The following is a 19,436-nucleotide window of genomic DNA, read 5'->3' on the forward strand; positions in this document are numbered from 1 at the left end:
TGCCGAACTCCCGGCACACATCGCTCATGCCTTCGCCCTCAAGCAGCCGGGCGACAAATCGAAGACGTTCCTCCATCACCGAAGTCTCTCTCCACGGCATCAACACCTCCCGCAAAAAGCGAAAAGTGTTACCCATGTCTCCGGTACGAAACGTCACCTATCTCTCGGGTCGGGCAATAGCGCCTAATCAGTCGATGTCGCGGAGAAGCAGACGCTTAGTAATGAGTCGACTGAATCGACCCGAGAGAGGTCACCAAGTTGATCAAATCCCGCATGTTTATAGCTCATCTGCCGCCATGACAGGCAGTTGGCGAATTTTATTCGCTTCTGCTCGGAAGTGAGCGGCATCTCCATCGCGCCATTGGCGTACAGCCGTGTCTTCTGAAGCACGTCGCCATTTCTTAACGACAGGGTGACGATGTGTGGAAGACGTTCGTGCCCACGCTCCTCCTCGGCCGTGTAGGCGTGCATGCTGATCCTCTGCATCAGGGCCTGACGGCCGGGATTTTCGAGTGCAGCGGCTGTGAAATCCGCAAGCGAAAGTGAGCCTTTCTCCAGCGCGGTCGCTAGGCAATATTGCATCGAGAAACGCGCCTGCATCGAATCTGCAGGAGAGGGGTAGGCAAGGTTTTTCACGGCTGAAATGCCGACCTTGGTGTCGATCGCTGCGATGTCCTCAGGGTCAAGCGCGTGCTCCTGGACGAGATCTAGAAGCGCATCGATCGCCCGATGTGTCGAGGCGCAGCACGGATGAAGTTTCGTGACGAGGCCGCGGCTTTCTATGACAGGCGTCTCGTCAGGCTGCCAATCCGACCAGCCCCGTGCCTCGTCACCGCCGAATAGGTCGAGAAAGCCCTGTGGCCGCTCCAGAATGTCGAGACGGCCCGCGATTCCCGATAGCGCCAGCATCGCCGCCTCGACCGCGTTGCGGGCGGCGAGGCCTGCATGGATCGGTTTGGCGAGTGTTCCGAACTGACCTTTCGGCCCGCCCGCCATCGATGTCGCAAGGCTCATCGCCTGCGCCATTTCATCGATGCCAGCCCCGAGAAGATGCGCCACGCCGGCAGCCGCGCCGATCGCGCCGACGGTCGACGTGCCGTGCCAGCCCCTGTTGTAATGAGATGGATTGACGCCGTAGCCGACAGCGGCCTGGGCCTCCAGTCCGACCAAATAGGCGTCGAGGAATTGAATGCCGCTGACAGCGCGGTCGGCCGTCACGGCCATGAGTGCGGGAACCAGAACGGCAGATGCATGCGCCCGCGCCGGGTGAAAATTGTCGTCGAAATCAAGTGCATGGGCGGCTGTCCCGTTGACCAATGCGGCGATCGAAGGCGTTGAATGCCCTCCAGTCACCAGCACGCTACTCCCTCCTGCACCTGCACTGGGAAATGCCTCGGTCACCGCAATAACGCTGTTGTCCTCGGTGCCGGCGATCATGCATCCGAATGTATCGATAACGGCATCTGCGGCCTTCTTCCGCGCCGAAGTCGAAAATGTTGCCCGCCGGGAAAGCGCGCCTGCGATATTAAGAAGAATGCCGGTCATTGACGAATGTCTCTCGCTGCGATTGCTTGAGCGCAAAATGTTCGAAGCCGGATCTAACCGCAATCTTATGCGGTTTCCGGATAGGTCTAGCGAAGGTGATGCAGTCCATGGTGAAAGCGACAAGCGCGGCGATTAGCTTGAAGCATATCGAGGCATATGACGCGATCGCTGCCACTGGCTCCACGGTCGCGGCCGCGCTCGAACTCGGCATTTCCCAGTCGAATGCAAGTCGACTCCTGCAGCAGCTGGAGGATTATCTCGGGGTTCGCCTTTTCGAGCGCGACAAGAACCGTCTTGCCGCCACCCGCGAGGGCCTGCAGCTCGGGCCGGAAATCCGCGCCATATCGGATCGTCTGCGGGCCTTGAAGACGACGGCGATCGAGCTGGAGAACGGCCGGTCGCGCGACATGCTTCTGAGGATCGCATTTCCGGGCAGCCTGTCATCCACGCGGGCGCCAAAGATGATCCGCCATTTTCTGGTCGCGAACGGTCCGGTTCGCGTCGAACTTGCCTCGGGAAGCTATCTTGCGATCGAGCGCATGGTGGCCGATGGCGAGGCCGATATCGGTTTTGCGCGCCTGCCGCTTGCCACGCCTGGCCTGAAACAGGAGCGGCTCTTGCCGTCACGGATCGTCTGCGCCCTGCATGAAGATCACCCCCTTGCCGGTCGCCCGTCGCTGACGATCGCCGAGCTGAAGGGCCACGATCTCATCGTGCTCAACCGCGAAAGGCCGGTTCGTCACCAGATCGAGGCGCTATTCTATCAGCATGGAATCCGGCAGCGACCCTTGCTGGAAGCCCATTCGGTGGCGAGCGCCTGCGCCCTGGCCGCGGAAGGACTGGGGATCGCACTGGTCGGCGAGCTGATCGCACGGGAATATGCCCACAAGCCGCTGCGCTTCTTGGTGCTTGAGCCCGATCTGCCGGTGACCTATTGCCTCATCAGCGGCGAAAAACATTCGCTCTCGAAGACCGCTGCCCTGTTTCTCGAAAACATCGCCGGCTGGTCATGAGGGCGAGATTTGAAATGGGGGCGAGCGGGCAATGAACATCAGGCAGCTAGAAGTCCTGCGCACGCTTCTCGCCACCGGCTCGACGATCGCGACCGCAAAGGCGATGGGGCTCAGCCAGTCCGGCGTCAGCCGCATGCTGCAGCAGCTGGAAAGCGATCTTTCGATCTCGCTTTTCGTGCGCGACCGGGGACGGCTGATCGCGACGCCGGAAGCGGCCGTTTTGGCGCGGGATGCAGAAAACGTATTGCTCGCCGTCGAGCGCATGGCCGGTCACGCCGAGGATTTGCGCAACGGCGCACTGGGGCCGGAAATCGTCCGGATCGGCCTGCCGAGCAGCATGTGGGAAAATTTCGCGCCCGCCATGCTGATCGATTATATCCGCGATTTTCCCGGCGTCCGCATCGAAACTTTTTTCGAAACGACGACGGCGATCAACCGGCTGGTCGAGGAACGCGTCATCGATATCGGCTTTTTGCGCATGGAGGGCGAGAGCGGGCCGGGCATCGAAATCGACAGGGTGGCGACCGGGGAAAGTGTCTGCGTCGTACCGCAGGATCATCCGCTGGCCGAACTCGAAGAAATCACCGTCAAGGATCTGCGCAACGTGCCGCTGATCCTGATCGGCCGCCAGCGGCCGAACCGCATGGCGCTGGATCAGGCGTTCAAGCGTGCGGGCGTCAAACAGATGGTCAAGATCGAGACCCATACGAACAGCTCGGCCTGTTCCTATGTCGCCCATGGTCTCGGCGTGACGATCATCAGCAGCTTTTATGCCAATCTCTACCGCGACCTGCCGGTCGTGCAGCGGCCCTTCCTGCCCCGTTCGAAACAGGAATTCGGCTTGGCGCATGCAAGTGGCGTTCCCTTGTCCATTGCCGCGCAGGGGCTCAGCGATGCCTTGAAAAAGCAGATACTGCTTTCGCAAAAAGCCGTTTGATATCGTGAGTATGGTGTTCTGATTCACGGTACGGGCCTTGCCCGTCACGGCTGCGGACTCTGCATAGACATATGACGAAACTGCATAATATTGCGCACCTTTCTTCAAACCATCATAGTCTCATCAACGAAACCGATGGTGTCCGAGGGAAAAGCGGGCGCCAATCGTGGGGATAAAATGCTGAGATTCATCCTGAGCCGTCTTCTGATGGCGCTTCCGACGATCGCGCTCGTCTCCGTGACGGTCTTTGCGCTGATCCGCTTCATTCCCGGTGATCCCGCAGCGCTGATGCTTGGCGACATGGCGCAGCCCGACCAGATCGCCGCCATGCGCACCGAGCTCGGCCTCGACCAGTCCCTGCCCCAGCAATTTGTCATCTGGGCCGGCAATGTCCTACAAGGGGATTTCGGCAAGTCGATCGTGAATGGCGAGGCGGTTTTGCCGCTCGTCGCGTCGCGCTTTCTTGTCAGCGCCGAGATTGTTGTGTTTGCGGTTCTGCTGGCGAGCCTGATTGCGGTGCCGGCCGGTGTCATCGCCGCCTGGAAGCAGAACAGCCTGACCGATCTTGCGCTGGTCGGCACGGCAACGGTGCTTCTGTCGATCCCGACCTTCTGGCTCGGCCTGCTGCTGCTCCTGTTTTTCGGCCTTTCGCTCGGCTGGCTGCCGGTCCTCGGTTATGTCTCGATCGGCGACAATCTAGCGGGTGGCCTTCTCTATCTCGTGTTGCCGGTGATGACGCTCGTCATCCACGAAATGGGTGTGCTGATCCGCATGGCGCGGGCCTCGACGCTGGAAGTGCTGCGTCTCGACTATATCACCCATGCCCGTGCCAAGGGGCTTTCCGAAGGCGCTGTCCTCTGGCGTCACACGTTCAAGAATGCCTTTGGCCCGACCTGGACGATGATCGGCCTGATCCTCGGCAACCTGCTCGGCGGCATTGCGGTCATCGAGACGGTGTTCACCATTCCAGGCCTCGGCCGGCTGATGGTCGACAGCATTTTTGCGCGCGATTACCCGGTGATCCAGGGATGCCTGCTGTTCGTGTCGCTGTCCTATGTCTTGGTCAATCTCGTCATCGACCTGCTCTATCCCCTGTTCGATCCGCGCGTGGTGGCCGAATGAAAAAGTTTGCTCTCAACGGGCTGATCGGCGGCATTCTCGTCGCGGTCCTGCTCATCACCGCCACGATCGGTCTCGTCTGGACGCCCTTCGATCCGATGAAACTCTCCTTCACGGCGCGCCTTGCCGCGCCGAGTGCCCAGCACTTGCTCGGCACCGACGAATTCGGCCGTGACGTGCTGAGCCGCCTGATGATCGGCGCCCGCGCCAGCGTCTGGATCGGCGCCCTGACGGTGTTCTTCGCCACGCTCTTCGGCACGCTGATCGGCCTCGTCAGCGGTTATGCCCGCGGCTGGGTGGATGGCGTGATCATGGCGGTCAACAACGCGCTTCTCGCCTTTCCCGGCATCCTTCTGGCGCTCGGACTGCTCGCGGTGTTCGGTGCCAATCAGTACGGCATCATCTTCGCGCTCGGCATTGCCTATACGCCCTCCATGGCGCGTGTCGTGCGTGGAGCGGTCCTGTCCCTGCGCGAGCGGGAATTCATCGAAGCCTCGCGGGTCATGGGCAATGGCGAGCTCTATACGGTGTTCCGGCATGTCCTGCCCAACTGCGTTGCGCCGATCACCGTGCTCGCCACCTCCATGTTCGGCTGGGCCATCCTCTCGGAAAGCGCGCTGTCCTTCCTCGGCCTCGGAGTTCCGCCACCGGCGCCGACCTGGGGCAATATGCTGGCGGCGGGCCGCCCGCTCATCCAGCAGGCTGTCTGGCTCGGCCTTTTCCCCGGCCTCTGCATCGCGCTGACGCTGCTCGGCATCAATCTTCTGGGTGACGCGCTCCGCGACAAGCTCGACCCGCGCATGAGGGGCCTGAAATGACCAACGAACCGCTCATCACCGTTCGCGACCTGTCGCTCGAAGTCGCAGGGACAGGCCATCAGGTGGTCAAAGGCATCAGCTTCGACATCGCTCCCGGCGAGATCTTCGGCATTGTCGGTGAAAGCGGCTCGGGCAAGACGCTGGCGACCCGCGCCCTGATCTCGCTCCTGCCACCGGCGATCCGCGTCACCGGCGGGTCGGTCACCTACAAAGGCAAGGATGTCATGTCCATGCCGGATCGGGCGCTGCGCCGTCTGCGTGGTGCCGAGATCGGAGTCGTCTTCCAGGAGCCGATGACTTCGCTCAATCCGTCGATGACGATCGGCCGGCAGCTGGAGGAGGGGCTTGTCCTTCACACGAAGCTTTCGCCGGAAGAGCGCCGGACCCGCATTCTCGACATGCTCCGGCGTGTCGGCATCCGCGATCCCGAGGGCGCGCTTACCGCCTATCCGCACGAATTTTCCGGCGGCATGCGCCAGCGCATCATGCTTGCCTCCGTCATGCTGCTCAAACCGGCGCTGCTGATCGCCGATGAACCGACGACAGCGCTTGATGCCGTCATCCAGCGCGATGTCATGGAACTGATGGTCGAGCTGACGCGGGCCGAAGGCACGGCCGTGCTTCTGATCAGCCACGACCTGCCAATGGTCGCACGTTACACGAGCCGTATCGTCGTCATGGAAAAGGGCACGATCGTCGAACAGGGCCGCACCGAGGATCTGCTCGATGCGCCGCAACATCCCTATACGAAAAAGCTCCTCTCTTCGCTGCCCTTCCGCGGTGCTGCGCGTGTGATCGAAACGGCAAAGGCGCCGATGGTCTCGGCGCAGAATATCGTCGTCGATTACCCGGGCCGCAATTCGCTGTTCAAGACGGCAAAGCCGAAGCGCGCCCTGCATGGCGTCAGCATCGAGATCCATGAAGGCGAGGTCGTGGCGCTGGTCGGGGGGTCCGGTTCCGGCAAGACCACGCTTGGACGCACGATTGCCGGCCTCGTCCGGGAAAGCGAAGGCGAGATCCGCTTCCAGGGCCGCACCCGCGACGCGGACTGGACCGATTACCGTCTGAACTGCCAGATGGTGTTTCAGGATCCCTATTCCTCGCTCGATCCGCGCATGACCATTCTGGCCCTCGTCGAGGAAGCCCTGCGGCTGGTGCCGGGCCTCGACGCGGCTGCCAAACGCAAGCGCGCACTGGAGACGCTGGAAGAAGTCGGGCTCGGTGCCGATTACGCCCAGCGTTATCCGCACGAACTTTCGGGCGGCCAGCGCCAGCGTGTGGCGATTGCCCGCGCCGTCGCGCGCCGGCCCCGCTTCCTGATCGCCGACGAGCCGGTGTCTGCCCTTGATGTCACGGTGCGGGCACAGGTTCTCGACCTCTTCTCCGACCTGCAGAAGCGCTACGGCTTTTCCTGCCTGTTCATCAGCCACGATCTCGGCGTCGTCGAACAGGTGGCCGATCGGGTCGTCGTCATGCAGGACGGCCGGATCATCGAGGAGGGCGACCGCGATACGATCTTCGACCAGCCGAAAGAGGCCTATACGCGCCGGCTTCTCTCGGCCATTCCCGCCCTCGATCAGAACGACAAGGGCGGCGTGACACTGAAATGGCGCCTGGAGAACTGAGATGCGAGCTGAGATGGATACGATATCCAGTGCCAAACCGGTCGCCGGGATGCTGGCGGAAATCTGCGACGCACAGCCGTTCGTGACGCGGTTTTCGGTCCGCAACCTTCTGACCGGCGAGACGATCGAACGCGGTGCAGACGAGGAGACGCCGTCTGCCAGCACGCGAAAAACCTCGATCATGATGGCGGCCCTGAAGGCTGTCGAGGACGGTCGTCTCGATCTCGACGAGGCGATCACCTACGAGGCGCGCTTTGCCGAGGAAGTGGCAAGTGGCATGTTCCGCTACCTGACGCCGGGTATCGTCATTTCGCTGCGCGACGCGATCACCGGCATGATGGTCTTGAGCGACAATGTCTGCACCAAGATGGTGTTCGAGCGGTTGACGCTGGAAGAGGTCGATGCCTACTGCAAGTCGATCGGCCTTTCGGGAACCCATCACCGCTTCCTCATTCCGCCACTCGCTTTGCCGGCCGATCACACGCTGAAATCGGTGACGACGACGACGGCGCGTGACCAAACGGCCCTTCTGCAGATGATCCTCGATGCACAGTCCTCGGGGGATGTACGCCAAAAACTAGGCGTCTCCGAGCAGCTGGCGGCCTATGCGCTGCAGACGCTGAAGAACCAGATCCTGCGCTACGCCATTCCCTCGCGTTTGCCGTTCGGCACCGTCGTTGCCCATAAGGGTGGTACAGGCAAGCGTGGCCGCATGAATGCCGGCATCGTCTATCGCGACGGCGCGCCGTTTTACATCATCTCCGCTTTCACCGACGAAGTGCCCCAGGTGATGGCGGATGGCACGCCGGGCTACACGATGTCGCTCGAGACGATCGGCAGGCTCGCACGGGCTTGTTGGGACGGTTTTTCAAACAAATGATCAACGACGAAAAAGAGGGTAGGACATTGAAAAAGCTTCTTCTCGCAGGCGCAGCCCTGCTCGCCTTGGCCAATGCTGCCGCTGCACGCGACATCACGATTGCCCAGAGCTCGGACCTGCGCAGCGCCAATCCCGGCGTCAACCGCGACGGCAATACCGACGGCGTCATCCTGCACATCGTCGAGGGTCTCGTCGGCTACAACAACAGCGGCGAGGTGAAGCCGCTGCTCGCAAAAAGCGTCGACATGTCGGCTGACGGCCTGACCTATACGTTCAAGCTCAGGACGGACGTGAAATTCCACAATGGCAAGCCGATGACGGCCGACGACGTGGTGTGGAACTGGAACCGGTACCTGAAGCCGGACACGAAATGGACCTGCCTTAGCGATTTCGCCAAGGGCGGGGCCGCGGCTGTGGCCGATGTGAAGGCGACCGATGCCTCGACCGTCACCATCACGCTCGAAAAGCCTTCCGCCGTCTTCCTCGGCCTGATGTCACGCCCGGAATGCGGTTATACCGGCATGATCTCGCCGGAAAGTGTTGCCGCCGATGGCAGCTTTGCCAAGCCGATCGGCACCGGCCCCTTCATGTGGGACGAGTGGAAGAAGGGCGAATATATCCACCTGAAAAAATTCGCCGACTATGTCTCGCCGGAAAATGACGGCAAGCCGGACGGAATGGTCGGCTCGAAGCGGCCGCTCGCCGATGGCATCAAGTTCATGGTCATTCCCGATCCGTCGACCATCAAGGCGGGCCTTGAATCGGGCGTGCTCGACACGGCCGAAGTTTCGCCGGACCTGATCCCGGAAATCAAGACGAACCCGAAAATGCAGCTCATTGTGGCGCGCAACAACGGCAAGAACCTCTTCTATATCCAGACGCGCGACAAGGTTCTGAGCAATCCGCATATCCGCCGCGCGATGGCAATGGCGCTCGATCTGGACGAGCTCGTCGCCGCCGCTTCGAACGGCACCGGCGAGGCGAACGGCTCCATGGTTTCGCAGGACAGCGTCTATTTCGACGAAACCCAGAAGAAGCGCCTGCCTTACGATATCGAGGCGGCGAAGAAGGAACTGGCTGCTGCCGGCTACAAGGGCGAGCCGATCTCGATCATCGCCAACAAGCGCGGCAACGTGCCGAGCTTCCCGGCAGCCGTGATGGCGCAGGCCATGATGCAGCAGGCCGGGCTCAACATCCAGATCGAGGTTCTGGACTATGCGACGCAGGTGGATCGCCGCCGTTCCGGCAATTACCAGGTCATCTCACAGTCCGTTGCGCCGCGCCTCGACCCGGCACTGATGTATTCCTTCTATGTCGGCGACAAGGACAAGAACGCCTCGCTGATGTGGGACGATCCGAAGGCCGTCGAACTGATGAAGGCCGCCTATGTCGAGGCCGATCAGGCCAAGCGGCAAAAGCTGTTCGACGAATTCCACGAACTGATGCTGAAGGAAATGCCGGGCATCTTCCTCTATGACATGGTCGACGTCTGGGGCGCGGCGAAGACGCTTAAGGGGCAGCCTGTCTGGCAGTCCAACGCCCGCCTCTGGGAAATCTCTGTCGACTGACCGCATGTCCGTGCCATCGGCAAACGATGGCACGGCTTTTTTTCTTATTGCCACAACCAGCAGCGGCGGCATCGCCTCTGAGAGAGAACCTGTGCCCGTTTCAGGGCTTCATTTGAGGAAATGCCATGAGCCACGAGGCCGTGAAGGCGATTGCCGCCCGGATCGAAGAGATGAAGCCCGACTTTGCCCGGCTGAGCGACAGGATATGGGATTTCGCCGAGCTGAAGTTCGAGGAGCAGCGCTCTTCGGCGGCACTGGCGGAAGTTCTGGAGGCAAACGGCTTCTCGGTGCGCCGCGGCGTTGCCGGTATGGAAACGGCATTCATCGGCGAGATCGGCTCAGGCAAGCCGGTGGTTGCCTTTCTCGGCGAGTTCGATGCGCTGGCCGGCATGAGCCAGGCCGCGGGCCTCGCAAAGGCTCAGCCGCTTGACGAGGATGGCACGGGCCATGGTTGCGGCCATAATCTTCTCGGCGTCGGATCGCTGATGGCGGCAATCGCATTGGCGCAGCACCTGAAGGAAAACGGTCTCCGCGGCACCGTGCGTTATTATGGTTGCCCCGGGGAAGAGGGTGGTTCCGGCAAGACCTTCATGGTGCGCGCCGGCCTTTTCGATGATGTCGATACCGCGCTCACCTGGCATCCGGCCCCCTTCAACGGCGTCCGCTCTACGAACAATCTCGCGGTCATCGAATACTATTACCGTTTCAAGGGTATGGCGGCGCATGCGTCGAATGCTGCTCATCTCGGCCGTTCGGCGCTGGATGCCGTCGAACTGATGAATGTCGGGGTCAATTTCCTGCGTGAGCACATGCCGCAGGATTGCCGGGTCCATTATGCGATCACCGATGCGGGCGGCAAGGCTGCGAATGTGGTTCAGGCAAAGGCGGAAGTGCTTTACTTGATCCGGGCACCGGAAATGCCGCAGGCATTGGATCTCGTCGAACGTGTCCACAAGGTGGCACGCGGTGCCGCGATGATGACCGAGACCGAGGTCGAGATCGTCTTCGATACGGCAGCGACCAATCTCCTGCCCAATATCGCCCTTGAGACGGCCATGCATGAAAACATGGTTTTGCTTGGCCCGATCCGTTTCGACGAGGCCGATATCGCTTTTGCCCAGTCGATCCAGGACACGTTTACCGACGAGGCGATCAAGAGCAGCATCCGGCTTTACCAGATCAAGGGCGATGCCTTTTCCAACGCAAGGGTCGATGGCTCCACCCCGCTGCATCTCGGCCTCAGGGATTTCGAACGGCAGTCGCATTTTCGCGCAGGTTCGACCGATGTCGGCGATGTCAGCTGGGTTGTGCCGACGGCGCAATGTTGGACGCCGGCCTGGGCGATCGGCACCAATCCGCACACATGGCAGGTTGTTGCACAAGGCAAGAGCCCGGCGGCTCACAAGGCGATGGCACACGCCGCCAAGACGCTGGCCGCGACGGGGCTATCTCTGATTGAATCACCTGAGCTACTGGCTGCGGCGAAACACGAATGGGCCGAGAAAGCCGAGGGAAGGGCATATGTCTGCCCAATTCCACATCACATCAAACCGGCAAAGCCGTGAGCCATAATTGGTCCAAGATACATTTGACGTTGGCTCTATGATCGGCTTTCAAAGCACATGTGCTAACTAATGACACAGTTCCCTGGGTGGAGGTTGAAAACACAGGAAATTCAATGATTTCCTTTTCTTTTCTCGAGATTTCAGGTTCACATCCGTTCAAGGCGAACGCGCCGCCTCTCAGGTGCGCGCGAATTCTAGCAGCGGCGCGATATCATGGTTGTCGGCTGCGCGAAGGACTGTAACGTAGCGAGCGCGCAGTTCGCCAACATCGGCCAGACTGCCGCCGCCTCAACTGAAACGCTCGCCGCCAAGGCGTTCGATCAGAAGATCGGTCGCCAATCGAGCGTGACGGCCGTTTCCATTCGGAAACGGGTGTATTGCGACCAGGCGATGGTGGAACCTGATCGCTATCTCGTCCGACGGAAATGTCTCATGTTCAACCCAATAGCCGACGTCTCTTAACACGCTCGCGAGCTCCACTCCGATACGGTAGGCTTGGACGCCGATGTTGCGCTCCGTCGTTCGGAAGGTGCCGGCCCATTCCCAGACGTCGCCAAACATCCGCTTGTGCAGTGTTCGCATGAAGTCCTCGCTGAGCATTCGCTCAAGCGATACGCGCCGGCGACCGCGCGCCCAGGCTGCACCCTCGACGATGTTTTCCTGCTCCGCCTCGTTGAGATCACGGGGGTGCGTGATCCATGTCTGAAGCAGTCCCTCTCGCTCTTGCGGTTCAAGGGGTGTTGCGTCCTCAGGCTCCTGAAACAGGTCCGTCATGTCTCGTTCCAGAGGTCGCGCTCGGAGAGTTTATCGCGGATATATGCCTGGACGCGGGATTCGAAGTCCGCCTCGTCCGTGCCTTGAGCTTCGAGCCGCATCGTATGCGCGACGCGCTGAAGCTCACGCGTTGCGATTTTCCGCGCGCGCGCCTCGATGACAGTCTCAAGCGAACTGTTTGGAACGAGGGCGTAGACGAGGGTGCAATCCAGCGCCTCAGCTGCGCGACGTAAGGTATTGAGTTGGATCGTGCCTGCGGCTTCCGACTTCTCTATGGCTTCTACGGTTTGAGGTCGCACGCCAATGCGTGTGCCGAGCTGCGCGCCCGTCATTCCGAGCGCGTCGCGTAGTGCGCGCACCCATCCCTTCGGCGGCGCCCTGAACCGGTCGATCGGGTGGAGCGCTCGAAGTCGTTCATCAAGGCGCAGGCGCCCCCTCGGGTGCCCACTTAGTGTCTTCGTTCGAGAAGATCCTCTGAAACGAGGCGACGATAAAACGAACTTGTCGGACGGGTCTTCTGCCCGTCCGACGTGTGAGAAGGCGCCAAGAGCTCGCTCGGCTCAAGCATTGCCGTTTCGGCAAGGAAAGAGCCGAAAATCGGCGCTTCTTAAGAACGCTCTAGTTTGTCATAGTTTGCTGAAGGCGCCGTCCAGAGCGCTATGAGGCGAAGAACATGGCTTACGTAATTACCGAACCCTGCATCGATACGAAGGATGGAGCCTGCACGGTCGCCTGTCCGGTCGATTGCATCTATGAGGGGGGAAGGATGTTCTACATCCAGCCGGAGGAATGCATCAATTGCGGACTCTGCCTTTCTGTGTGCCCAGTCGACGCTATCTTGTGGGACGAGGAAATCCCAACGGACCGGCTGTTCCTGCGCGACGTCAATCGCGATTTCTTTGCCGATAACGTCACCGGATGGGGCGCCCCCGGTGGTTGGGATAAGAGCCGCGTCACCAGCCTCGATCATCCTTTCGTGGCAGCCTATCGCAGCCGATCGAAAGCAGAATCCGATAGAATGGGAGGAGCTTTTTCATGACGCAAACCCGGATTGCTGGCGTGATCGCCGCCGTGCCGACACCAATCGATGGCCATGGTGATATCGATGGTGACGCTTTCCTCGAGCATGCGCGCTGGTGCCTGAGCAATGGCTGTGACTTCCTCAATGTGCTTGGGACGACCGGCGAAGCAAACTCGCTTTCCGCCGCCAAACGCAGCGCCTTGATGACGACGGCGGCGCAAGGGCTGGATGGCAGCAGACTTATGGTCGGTACCGGCACGCCAGATCTTGAAACGACCGTCGCCCTGACGCGCCGGGCTTTCGATCTCGGATTTGCGGCCGCGCTCGTGCTGCCGCCCTATTATTACAAACCTCTCGAAGAGGATGGCCTTTTCGCATGGTTTGCCGAACTGGTGAGAATGACCGCTGAAACGCCGATCGCGATTTACCTCTATAATTTCCCGCAATTGACGGGCATCGAGTTCTCCCCGGCCCTAGCGGCTCGGCTTGCTCAAGCCTTTCCGGAGCGGATCCATGGGTCTAAGGACAGCTCTGGCAACCTTGCCTATGCGCGGGAACTCGCCAAGATCGCCGGCTTTCGTGTCTTTCCGAGCAGCGAAACGGCGCTTGCCGATGCCGGGCGTGACGGTTATGCCGGCTGCATCTCCGCAACAGTCAATATCGATCCGCGCTCGTCGCAGCGTCTCTGGCACGACCAGGAAAATGCAGGCCTTCTCGATCATGTCGGCAGCTTGCGGCAAACGATCGCCGCCAATCCCCTCATTCCGGCAGTCAAATACCTCGTCGGCAAACGCACCGGTAATGCTGTCTGGAACTGCGTCCTGCTTCCACAATTGCCGATAACCGACCCAAAGAAGCTCGAAGGTCTCAGCGCTTTGCGAATTGGCGCGCGGGTCGACGCATGTTCTGCTTTGGCCCGGCTTCAGTCGATGCCGGGCCAGGTCGCATAAAAAGCGCGGGTGGCCGCCGACAAGGCACTGACGAGAGGGCGCTGCCTTTCAAGCCTCGGCAAATCGGCTTTCGCCTGGGCGAGCAGTTCCGACAACGCGGCATCAAAATCCATGCCCGTCAGTTTCCCGTCCCGCACGACCTCCTGACCTGCCACGAATAGCCCTCTTGCAAATCCGGCACGCATGCGGGTCAAGAGGACTTCCGCCTCATCGACATCGTCGAACAGTGAGTCGGCAATCAGTGCCTGGTAATCGACGATGGTGAAATCCTGCACATCTGACGCATTGATGATCTGACGGCCGACCTTGATTGCCGCATCGAAGAGCATTTGCGCCGTGAACTGTTGGGTCAGGCCTCGCCCGCCGTGCAGGAGATAGAGAAGCCGCATCTCGCGCCAGAGATCCTGATCGTCGTCCAATCCGGTACCATCCAGGCCGATTGCAAAGGCTGGGCCACCGCGCGCAATCGTCGATGCGATGGGCGCGACGCCCGAGCGCAGACGCAGATTGGCCGTGGGATTGCTGACGACCTGTACGCCGCGGTCGGCAAGCAGCTCCAGCTCATCGGGGCGCAACTGAACGCCATGAGCAACGGCAAGCCTTGGTGAGAGGAAGCCAATCTTGTCGAGGTAGGTAACGACACCTTCGGGAAAGCGGCGGTCGAGCCAAGCGCGTTGGCGCGGGCTCTCGAGCAGATGCATGTGGATGCGTCGATCATGGCGCGAGGAAGCTTCGGCAATCGCCTCCAGAAGCGCGTTCGAACACCATTGTGGCCCGATCGGACCATACTGCACATCGACGAGCAGATTGGTATTGGCGGCGGCGACAGTCTCGACGGCATCAAGCTGTGCGTGAATGGGCGCATAGTTCGGAATCGTGCCGGCGAGCGCATTCCAATCGCCTTCGGAGAGAAACGGGCGCAATCGCTGCGGGCCGCCATCATAGGCCCAGGCATCGCGGTCGAGCAGTGGGCAGGAGAGGCCAAGCCGAATGCCGACATCGCCTGCGGCCCGCATGACAGCGCTCGCCTCGTCGACCAGACGATCGACGTTGAGAGAGTTGTGGCAATGCATCGTCGCGCCGACGCCGGTTCTGGCAAGTCGGCCGAAGGCGACAAGCGCTTCGAGATAGGCATCCGTTCGTGGTCGCAGCCTGAGGCCCGGTATCCACACTTCCAAAGCGTCGTCGGTTGCACCGAAATCAAGGGTGCGGATGCCGTAGCCATGGTCGTGAGCATTGACAGGTGACGGCATGATCAGATCGCCGGGCAGCGCAGTCACAGCGCCGAGTGATGGCAGGTCTGTCAATCTCTCGGCGTGCGTGGCCGGGCCATAGCCGGGACATTTTAACAGGCGAATCTTCTTCATGCTTTTCTCATCTGCTGACGATGGCTCTCAAATTCTCGCCGAACCTGCGCAGCTCGGTATTGAGCAGCTCGATGACCGCCTGGCTGGCATGGGTCAGATGCCGGTCGCGCGGCACGAAAATACCGATATCCACTGCGCTGAGCTTGAAATCCCGGATCGGGATGGCAACGATTTCGCCCGTCTGGATTTCCGGCCAGAGTCCAACCGGAGTAAAAAAGCCAATGCCGTCACCCGACATGATCAATGGCTTGAGGAGGATTGGATTGTTGGATGCGACCAAGGTTCGTCCCACCCGATTGAGCCCTGCAAGTTCGACCGCTATCGCCGAACTGACGACTTCGCTGTCGAGCGCCAGAAGCAGCTTATACTGGGCGCATTCTGGCAACGTCACCGATTTCGCCCGCGCCAATGGGTGCGACGAAGCGACCATGGCCATGAAGGCTGTGCGGATCGAGCCGACGAGCTTCAGGTCATGTGGTGTCGCAAGATCAAAGCTGATGCCGATATCAATGTCACCAGCGGCCATGAAATGGAAAATATTGTTGTAGGCTCCCGCTCGGACGCGAAAGTCCACCGCAGGATGCAGTTTGTGAAACCTCTTTATGAAATCAGGAAGAAACGTGACGAGCAGGCTATCGAGGGCGGCGATATGGACGCGGCCGGTATTCTTTCCTTGGAGGTCGCCGAGATTGGACTTCATGACCTCGAAGTCCTGCAGCGTCTCCTTGGCATGGCGCAGCACGATCTCGCCGGCTGATGTCAGCCGCAAGCCGTCGGAGAAGCGCTCGAACAGCGGCGTGCCGAGCTCATCTTCCAATTTCTTGATCTGACGGCTGACAGCGGAGGTTGCAACGTGCAATTCCTCGGATGCCTTTCGGATCGATCCGGAACGTGCGACCTCGGCAAAATACTTCAGAATGCTGGCATGCATGAAAAGCCCTCGGCAATCTCGAAGCTATAACATGCCTATCTGCCCTGCCAAACGGGCGCCCGCTTCTCGCGGAAGGCAGCCACACCCTCCATGGCGTCCTCGCTTTTCAACGCCTTGATCAGGGCGGGCGTCCGCAGCGCCTGCGCTTCTGCCGGGCTCAAATGAGCGGTGCGATTCACCGTCTGCTTGATGGCGCGCAGCGACAGCGGTGCACAGGCAACGATATCCGCAGCCCAGCGATCGACGGCGGCGTCAAGATCCGCAGCCGGCACCACTTCGTTGACGATGCCGTAGTCAGCCATTTCGAGCGCGCTGAATTGCCGTCCGGTCAGCATGACGGCCATGGCGCGATTGAAAGCGATCTTGCGCTGCAGCAGGATCATGCCGCCATCGAGCGGCATGCGGCCGACGCGCGCTTCTGGCAGGCCGAAGCGTGCCGTCTCCACCGCAATGACGATATCGCAGCCAAGCACCATCTCGAAACCGCCGCCCAGCGCGTAGCCGTTGACGCGGGCGATGACGGGCACGTCGAGCGAGCGACGGAAGGCGAGACCGCCAAAGCCGTTTTCCCGGCCGACGGTCCAGTAATCGACGCCGGAACTGCCGTTGCCGCCCTTGAGGTCGGCGCCTGCACAAAAAGCCTTTTCGCCCGAGCCTGTCAGAACGACGCAGTTGATATCGTCGCGCTTCTCGATCTCCGTCCAGATCGACTCAAGTTCGGCTTCCGTCTCGGCATCGACTGCGTTCATCCGGTCGGGCCGGTCGAGCGTCACGCGGGCGACGCGATCTCCTACGGTGAAGGAGACGCTCATGCTGCGTCTCCCTGCACCTCGGAAAGCGAAGCCAGAATTTCGTCATTGTGCTGGCCGAGCTGCGGCGGAGAAATTCGCACAGTCACCTGCGCGGCCGACATGTCGATCGGCGAGCCGATCAGGCGGATCGGACCGGCTGCCGTCTCGCCTGCCTCGAGAATCATCTTGTTGATGATCGTCTGCTCGTCTTTCAGCGCCTCGGGGAGCGAGCGCACCGGCGCGCAGAGGATGTCCACGCCTTCCAGCCGCGCGATCCAGTGCGCGGTGCTGTTCCTGGCGAAACTTTCGCGGAAGATCGCCTGCAGTTCCGGCCGCCGCGCCATCTGCGCATCGAAATCCTTGTAGTGCGGATATTGCGAGAGGTCTTCGATCTCAAGCGCTTCGCAAATATCGCGCAAGGGGTTCGGCTTGAACGCGCCGACCATGACGATCGCGCTGTCTGTCGTCTCGAAGACGCCTGTTAGCGGGAAGGCGCCCCAGTTCAGGTCCTTCTGGCGCATCAGATGCGTCGTGCCTTCCTGCATCTGCATGGCGATCATGGAGTTGTAGAGGCTGACGGCGACCTGCTGTCCTTCGCCGGTCTTGTCGCGTTGCAGCAGGGCGAGCAGGATGCCCTGGACGAGATGCATGCCGGCCGAATAATCGGCAAGCGGCGTGGCATAGATCGAGGTCGGGTGGCTGTTATCCGACTTGCGGCGCATAACGCCAGAAACTGCCTGTGCCAGCACATCCTGGCCACCCTTGTGCTGATAGGGTCCAGTCAGCCCGAAGCCGGTGCCGACGGCATAGATCAGACGTGGATTGATCTTCTTCAGGTCTTCGTAGCCAAAGCCCATGCGCTCCATCACGCCAGGCCGGAAGTTGTTGACGACCACGTCAGCCGTCTCAAGCAGCACCTGGACGGTCTTGCGGGCGCTAGGCTCTTTCAGATCGAGTGCCAGGCTCTTCTTGTTGCGGTTCAAGGAGCAGAAGACCGGATTGTTGAGCCCGTCCGGATCGGAGCCCAGAGACCAGCGCGAGAGATCGCCGATCTTCACCTTTTCGATCTTGATGACTTCCGCACCATAGTCGGCCAGCACCTGCGTACAGGAGGGGCCGAGCATGACCTGTGTGAAGTCGATCACGCGGATTCCGTCGAGTGGCAAAGTCGTCATTCTGCAGCCTCCAAGTATGTCGCGTTTTCCGAAGGGATATCGCCGGGGTCAGCGCCCTGGGCCCGCATCTGCTTCTGAATTGCCCGGATATCTGCCTTGCGAACGGTCGTCCCGGCATTGAGGGCGACGGTTGCGGCGACACCCGCCGCTTCGCCCATTGCCATGCAGGGAGGGATTTCGCGGCTGGATTTCTGCGCCTGTGGTGTTGCCGAATAGTGCCGGCCGGCAACGATCAGCTGGTCGACCTCTCTGGGCAACATCGCGCGGTAGGGCGTGTAGTAATCGCGGCCGCGGCAGACCGTGTCGGCAAAATGCCGGCGGGTCATGACGTCGTCCTTCGTCACGACATAGTCTCCCTGCAGCAGCCGCGTCTGGCGCACGCCCGTCTGCGGCGCGAAATCGACGACATAGGCATTCTCGAAGCCCGGCATCTTTTCCCGCGCGAAATCGAGCAGTTTCGCGATCCTTGAGCGGCCTTCCATCTCCGCCTTGGTCAAATCCTCGACCTTCAGGCCGCTCAAGGTCGGCATATGCGGGCAGTTCAGCCAGACGACGCCGGGGAGCGGCGTCTTCAGCCACCAGAAGGACCAGCAACCGCCGATAAGCCGCTTGGCTTCGTGATCGAGCGCCTTGAAGGCTTCCGGCTCCTGCTGTTCGAAACGTTCTGCCGCTTCGGTATCGACCCCGCCCCAGCGCGACACCGTCGTCAGGATGAAGTTGGAGTCGACATGAGACGCGCCGGCACTTGCGGCGACATCGAGATCGCCCGTCGTATCGATGACGACATCGCCGAGGATTGCCTGCATGCCTTCCTTGGTCTGGCAGAGGACGCCCTTGATCGTTCCGCCCTCGACGATTGCCGAGGAGAACCAGCTGTGTGTTCTGAGCTTGATCTTCGCCTCGGCGATCATGTCATAGGCGGCGCGCTTGAAGGCGTCGGGATCGAAGGCGGCGGAAAAGCAGATCGGATGTGGCATCGCTTGAGTGTGGAAGTCGAAGAGGCCCCATCGCGCCCAGCGCTGCCAGGCCTCCGGCGTATCGCGGAATTCGATCAGGCGATCACGGTCGCTCGGCGTCACGCAGAGCCCCCAGCGCTTCATGCGCTCGATCATCTCCATACAGATGCCGCGCACCGTGATTTCGAGCTCGTTGATCATATCGTCGAGCACGAGCACCATGCCGCCGGCTGCAAGCCCGCCGACATAGGGATAGCGTTCGACAAGTGTGACGCTGGCGCCGTTGCGTGCGGCCGAGACGGCTGCGGCAATCCCTGCCGGGCCACCGCCGACCACGACGACATCCGAGCGATCGACGACACGGATATCCCGTGCAGGCTGATGAATAACCTGTTCCATTG

17 protein-coding genes and 1 pseudogene are annotated in these 19,436 nt (G+C 60.9%); 10 read left to right on the plus strand and 8 right to left on the minus strand.

The features are described from left to right. Nucleotides 1-183: 183 nt before the first annotated feature. Nucleotides 184-1,545, minus strand: a complete 1,362-nt coding sequence (locus tag J2X71_RS19365) for an MmgE/PrpD family protein (protein WP_310384002.1) — start codon at nucleotides 1,543-1,545, stop codon at nucleotides 184-186. Nucleotides 1,546-1,682: 137 nt separating this feature from the next. Here J2X71_RS19365 and J2X71_RS19370 point away from each other — a divergent pair, with 137 nt between their 5' ends. The 8 genes from J2X71_RS19370 (at nucleotide 1,683) to J2X71_RS19405 (ending at nucleotide 11,070) form a co-directional block, all read left to right on the plus strand. Continuing rightward, nucleotides 1,683-2,558, plus strand: coding sequence for a LysR family transcriptional regulator (locus tag J2X71_RS19370; protein ID WP_310384004.1), 876 nt, complete (start codon nucleotides 1,683-1,685; stop codon nucleotides 2,556-2,558). A gap of 31 nt (nucleotides 2,559-2,589) precedes the next feature. Beyond that, nucleotides 2,590-3,495 (plus strand): LysR family transcriptional regulator, encoded by a 906-nt coding sequence (locus tag J2X71_RS19375; protein ID WP_310384006.1) that lies wholly within the window; start codon nucleotides 2,590-2,592, stop codon nucleotides 3,493-3,495. 177 nt (nucleotides 3,496-3,672) lie between these two features. Beyond that, complete coding sequence (locus J2X71_RS19380; protein ID WP_310384008.1) at nucleotides 3,673-4,617, plus strand: ABC transporter permease; 945 nt, start codon at nucleotides 3,673-3,675, stop codon at nucleotides 4,615-4,617. Beyond that, nucleotides 4,614-5,432, plus strand: coding sequence for an ABC transporter permease (locus J2X71_RS19385; RefSeq protein ID WP_310384010.1), 819 nt, complete (start codon nucleotides 4,614-4,616; stop codon nucleotides 5,430-5,432). The genes J2X71_RS19380 and J2X71_RS19385 overlap by 4 nt, the downstream gene beginning before the upstream one ends. Beyond that, on the plus strand, nucleotides 5,429-7,057 hold the full coding sequence (locus J2X71_RS19390; RefSeq protein WP_310384012.1) for an ABC transporter ATP-binding protein: 1,629 nt from the start codon (nucleotides 5,429-5,431) through the stop codon (nucleotides 7,055-7,057). The genes J2X71_RS19385 and J2X71_RS19390 overlap by 4 nt, the downstream gene beginning before the upstream one ends. Before the next feature lie 13 nt (nucleotides 7,058-7,070). Further along, the gene (locus J2X71_RS19395) at nucleotides 7,071-7,937 is read left to right on the plus strand and encodes a serine hydrolase (RefSeq protein WP_310384710.1); all 867 of its coding nucleotides are present in this window, start codon (nucleotides 7,071-7,073) and stop codon (nucleotides 7,935-7,937) included. A 26-nt stretch (nucleotides 7,938-7,963) separates the two neighbouring features. Further along, nucleotides 7,964-9,505 carry an ABC transporter substrate-binding protein gene (locus tag J2X71_RS19400; protein WP_310384014.1) on the plus strand — a complete coding sequence of 514 codons (1,542 nt, stop codon included), beginning with the start codon at nucleotides 7,964-7,966 and terminating at the stop codon, nucleotides 9,503-9,505. A gap of 125 nt (nucleotides 9,506-9,630) precedes the next feature. Then, entirely contained in the window at nucleotides 9,631-11,070 is a 1,440-nt protein-coding gene (locus J2X71_RS19405; protein WP_310384015.1) for a M20 family metallopeptidase, read from the plus strand. Nucleotides 11,071-11,247: 177 nt separating this feature from the next. Here J2X71_RS19405 and J2X71_RS19410 read toward each other — a convergent pair. Further along, a pseudogene (locus tag J2X71_RS19410) lies at nucleotides 11,248-11,844 on the minus strand (mobile mystery protein B). Further along, nucleotides 11,841-12,272, minus strand: coding sequence for a mobile mystery protein A (locus tag J2X71_RS19415; protein WP_310384712.1), 432 nt, complete (start codon nucleotides 12,270-12,272; stop codon nucleotides 11,841-11,843). The pseudogene J2X71_RS19410 and the gene J2X71_RS19415 overlap by 4 nt, the downstream one beginning before the upstream one ends. A gap of 245 nt (nucleotides 12,273-12,517) precedes the next feature. On the opposite strand from J2X71_RS19415, the gene fdxA reads away from it, so the two are divergent. Continuing rightward, nucleotides 12,518-12,883, plus strand: a complete 366-nt coding sequence (gene fdxA, locus J2X71_RS19420) for a ferredoxin (RefSeq protein ID WP_310384017.1) — start codon at nucleotides 12,518-12,520, stop codon at nucleotides 12,881-12,883. Then, a complete protein-coding gene (locus J2X71_RS19425; RefSeq protein ID WP_310384018.1) occupies nucleotides 12,880-13,815 on the plus strand; it encodes a dihydrodipicolinate synthase family protein in 936 nt (311 codons plus the stop codon). The genes fdxA and J2X71_RS19425 overlap by 4 nt, the downstream gene beginning before the upstream one ends. Here J2X71_RS19425 and J2X71_RS19430 read toward each other — a convergent pair. The 5 genes from J2X71_RS19430 to J2X71_RS19450 are packed head-to-tail and all read right to left on the minus strand — an operon-like array spanning nucleotide 13,788 to nucleotide 19,434. Next, complete coding sequence (locus J2X71_RS19430) at nucleotides 13,788-15,182, minus strand: amidohydrolase family protein (RefSeq protein ID WP_310384020.1); 1,395 nt, start codon at nucleotides 15,180-15,182, stop codon at nucleotides 13,788-13,790. The two genes, J2X71_RS19425 and J2X71_RS19430, sit on opposite strands and share 28 nt — an antisense overlap. A 7-nt stretch (nucleotides 15,183-15,189) precedes the next feature. Continuing rightward, nucleotides 15,190-16,113: a LysR family transcriptional regulator gene (locus J2X71_RS19435; protein WP_310384022.1), complete on the minus strand. Its 924-nt coding sequence runs from the start codon at nucleotides 16,111-16,113 to the stop codon at nucleotides 15,190-15,192. A 35-nt stretch (nucleotides 16,114-16,148) separates the two neighbouring features. Beyond that, on the minus strand, nucleotides 16,149-16,925 hold the full coding sequence (locus J2X71_RS19440) for an enoyl-CoA hydratase-related protein (RefSeq protein WP_310384024.1): 777 nt from the start codon (nucleotides 16,923-16,925) through the stop codon (nucleotides 16,149-16,151). Further along, on the minus strand, nucleotides 16,922-18,079 hold the full coding sequence (locus J2X71_RS19445; protein ID WP_310384026.1) for a CaiB/BaiF CoA-transferase family protein: 1,158 nt from the start codon (nucleotides 18,077-18,079) through the stop codon (nucleotides 16,922-16,924). Before J2X71_RS19445 ends, J2X71_RS19440 begins: the two co-directional genes overlap by 4 nt. Further along, the gene (locus J2X71_RS19450; protein ID WP_310384030.1) at nucleotides 18,076-19,434 is read right to left on the minus strand and encodes an FAD-dependent oxidoreductase; all 1,359 of its coding nucleotides are present in this window, start codon (nucleotides 19,432-19,434) and stop codon (nucleotides 18,076-18,078) included. Before J2X71_RS19450 ends, J2X71_RS19445 begins: the two co-directional genes overlap by 4 nt. Between the last annotated feature and the right edge of the window lie 2 nt (nucleotides 19,435-19,436).

The organism is Rhizobium sp. 1399 (assembly GCF_031455475.1).
GTDB lineage: Bacteria > Pseudomonadota > Alphaproteobacteria > Rhizobiales > Rhizobiaceae > Rhizobium.

Coding starts and splice junctions, on each gene's coding strand:
- J2X71_RS19365 (WP_310384002.1), bottom strand. CDS start 1,545: ATGACCGGCATTCTTCTTAATATCGCAGGCGCGCTTTCCCGGCGGGCA.
- J2X71_RS19375 (WP_310384006.1), top strand. CDS start 2,590: ATGAACATCAGGCAGCTAGAAGTCCTGCGCACGCTTCTCGCCACCGGC.
- J2X71_RS19380 (WP_310384008.1), top strand. CDS start 3,673: ATGCTGAGATTCATCCTGAGCCGTCTTCTGATGGCGCTTCCGACGATC.
- J2X71_RS19385 (WP_310384010.1), top strand. CDS start 4,614: ATGAAAAAGTTTGCTCTCAACGGGCTGATCGGCGGCATTCTCGTCGCG.
- J2X71_RS19390 (WP_310384012.1), top strand. CDS start 5,429: ATGACCAACGAACCGCTCATCACCGTTCGCGACCTGTCGCTCGAAGTC.
- J2X71_RS19395 (WP_310384710.1), top strand. CDS start 7,071: ATGGATACGATATCCAGTGCCAAACCGGTCGCCGGGATGCTGGCGGAA.
- J2X71_RS19405 (WP_310384015.1), top strand. CDS start 9,631: ATGAGCCACGAGGCCGTGAAGGCGATTGCCGCCCGGATCGAAGAGATG.
- fdxA (WP_310384017.1), top strand. CDS start 12,518: ATGGCTTACGTAATTACCGAACCCTGCATCGATACGAAGGATGGAGCC.
- J2X71_RS19425 (WP_310384018.1), top strand. CDS start 12,880: ATGACGCAAACCCGGATTGCTGGCGTGATCGCCGCCGTGCCGACACCA.
- J2X71_RS19430 (WP_310384020.1), bottom strand. CDS start 15,182: ATGAAGAAGATTCGCCTGTTAAAATGTCCCGGCTATGGCCCGGCCACG.
- J2X71_RS19435 (WP_310384022.1), bottom strand. CDS start 16,113: ATGCATGCCAGCATTCTGAAGTATTTTGCCGAGGTCGCACGTTCCGGA.
- J2X71_RS19440 (WP_310384024.1), bottom strand. CDS start 16,925: ATGAGCGTCTCCTTCACCGTAGGAGATCGCGTCGCCCGCGTGACGCTC.
- J2X71_RS19445 (WP_310384026.1), bottom strand. CDS start 18,079: ATGACGACTTTGCCACTCGACGGAATCCGCGTGATCGACTTCACACAG.
- J2X71_RS19450 (WP_310384030.1), bottom strand. CDS start 19,434: ATGGAACAGGTTATTCATCAGCCTGCACGGGATATCCGTGTCGTCGAT.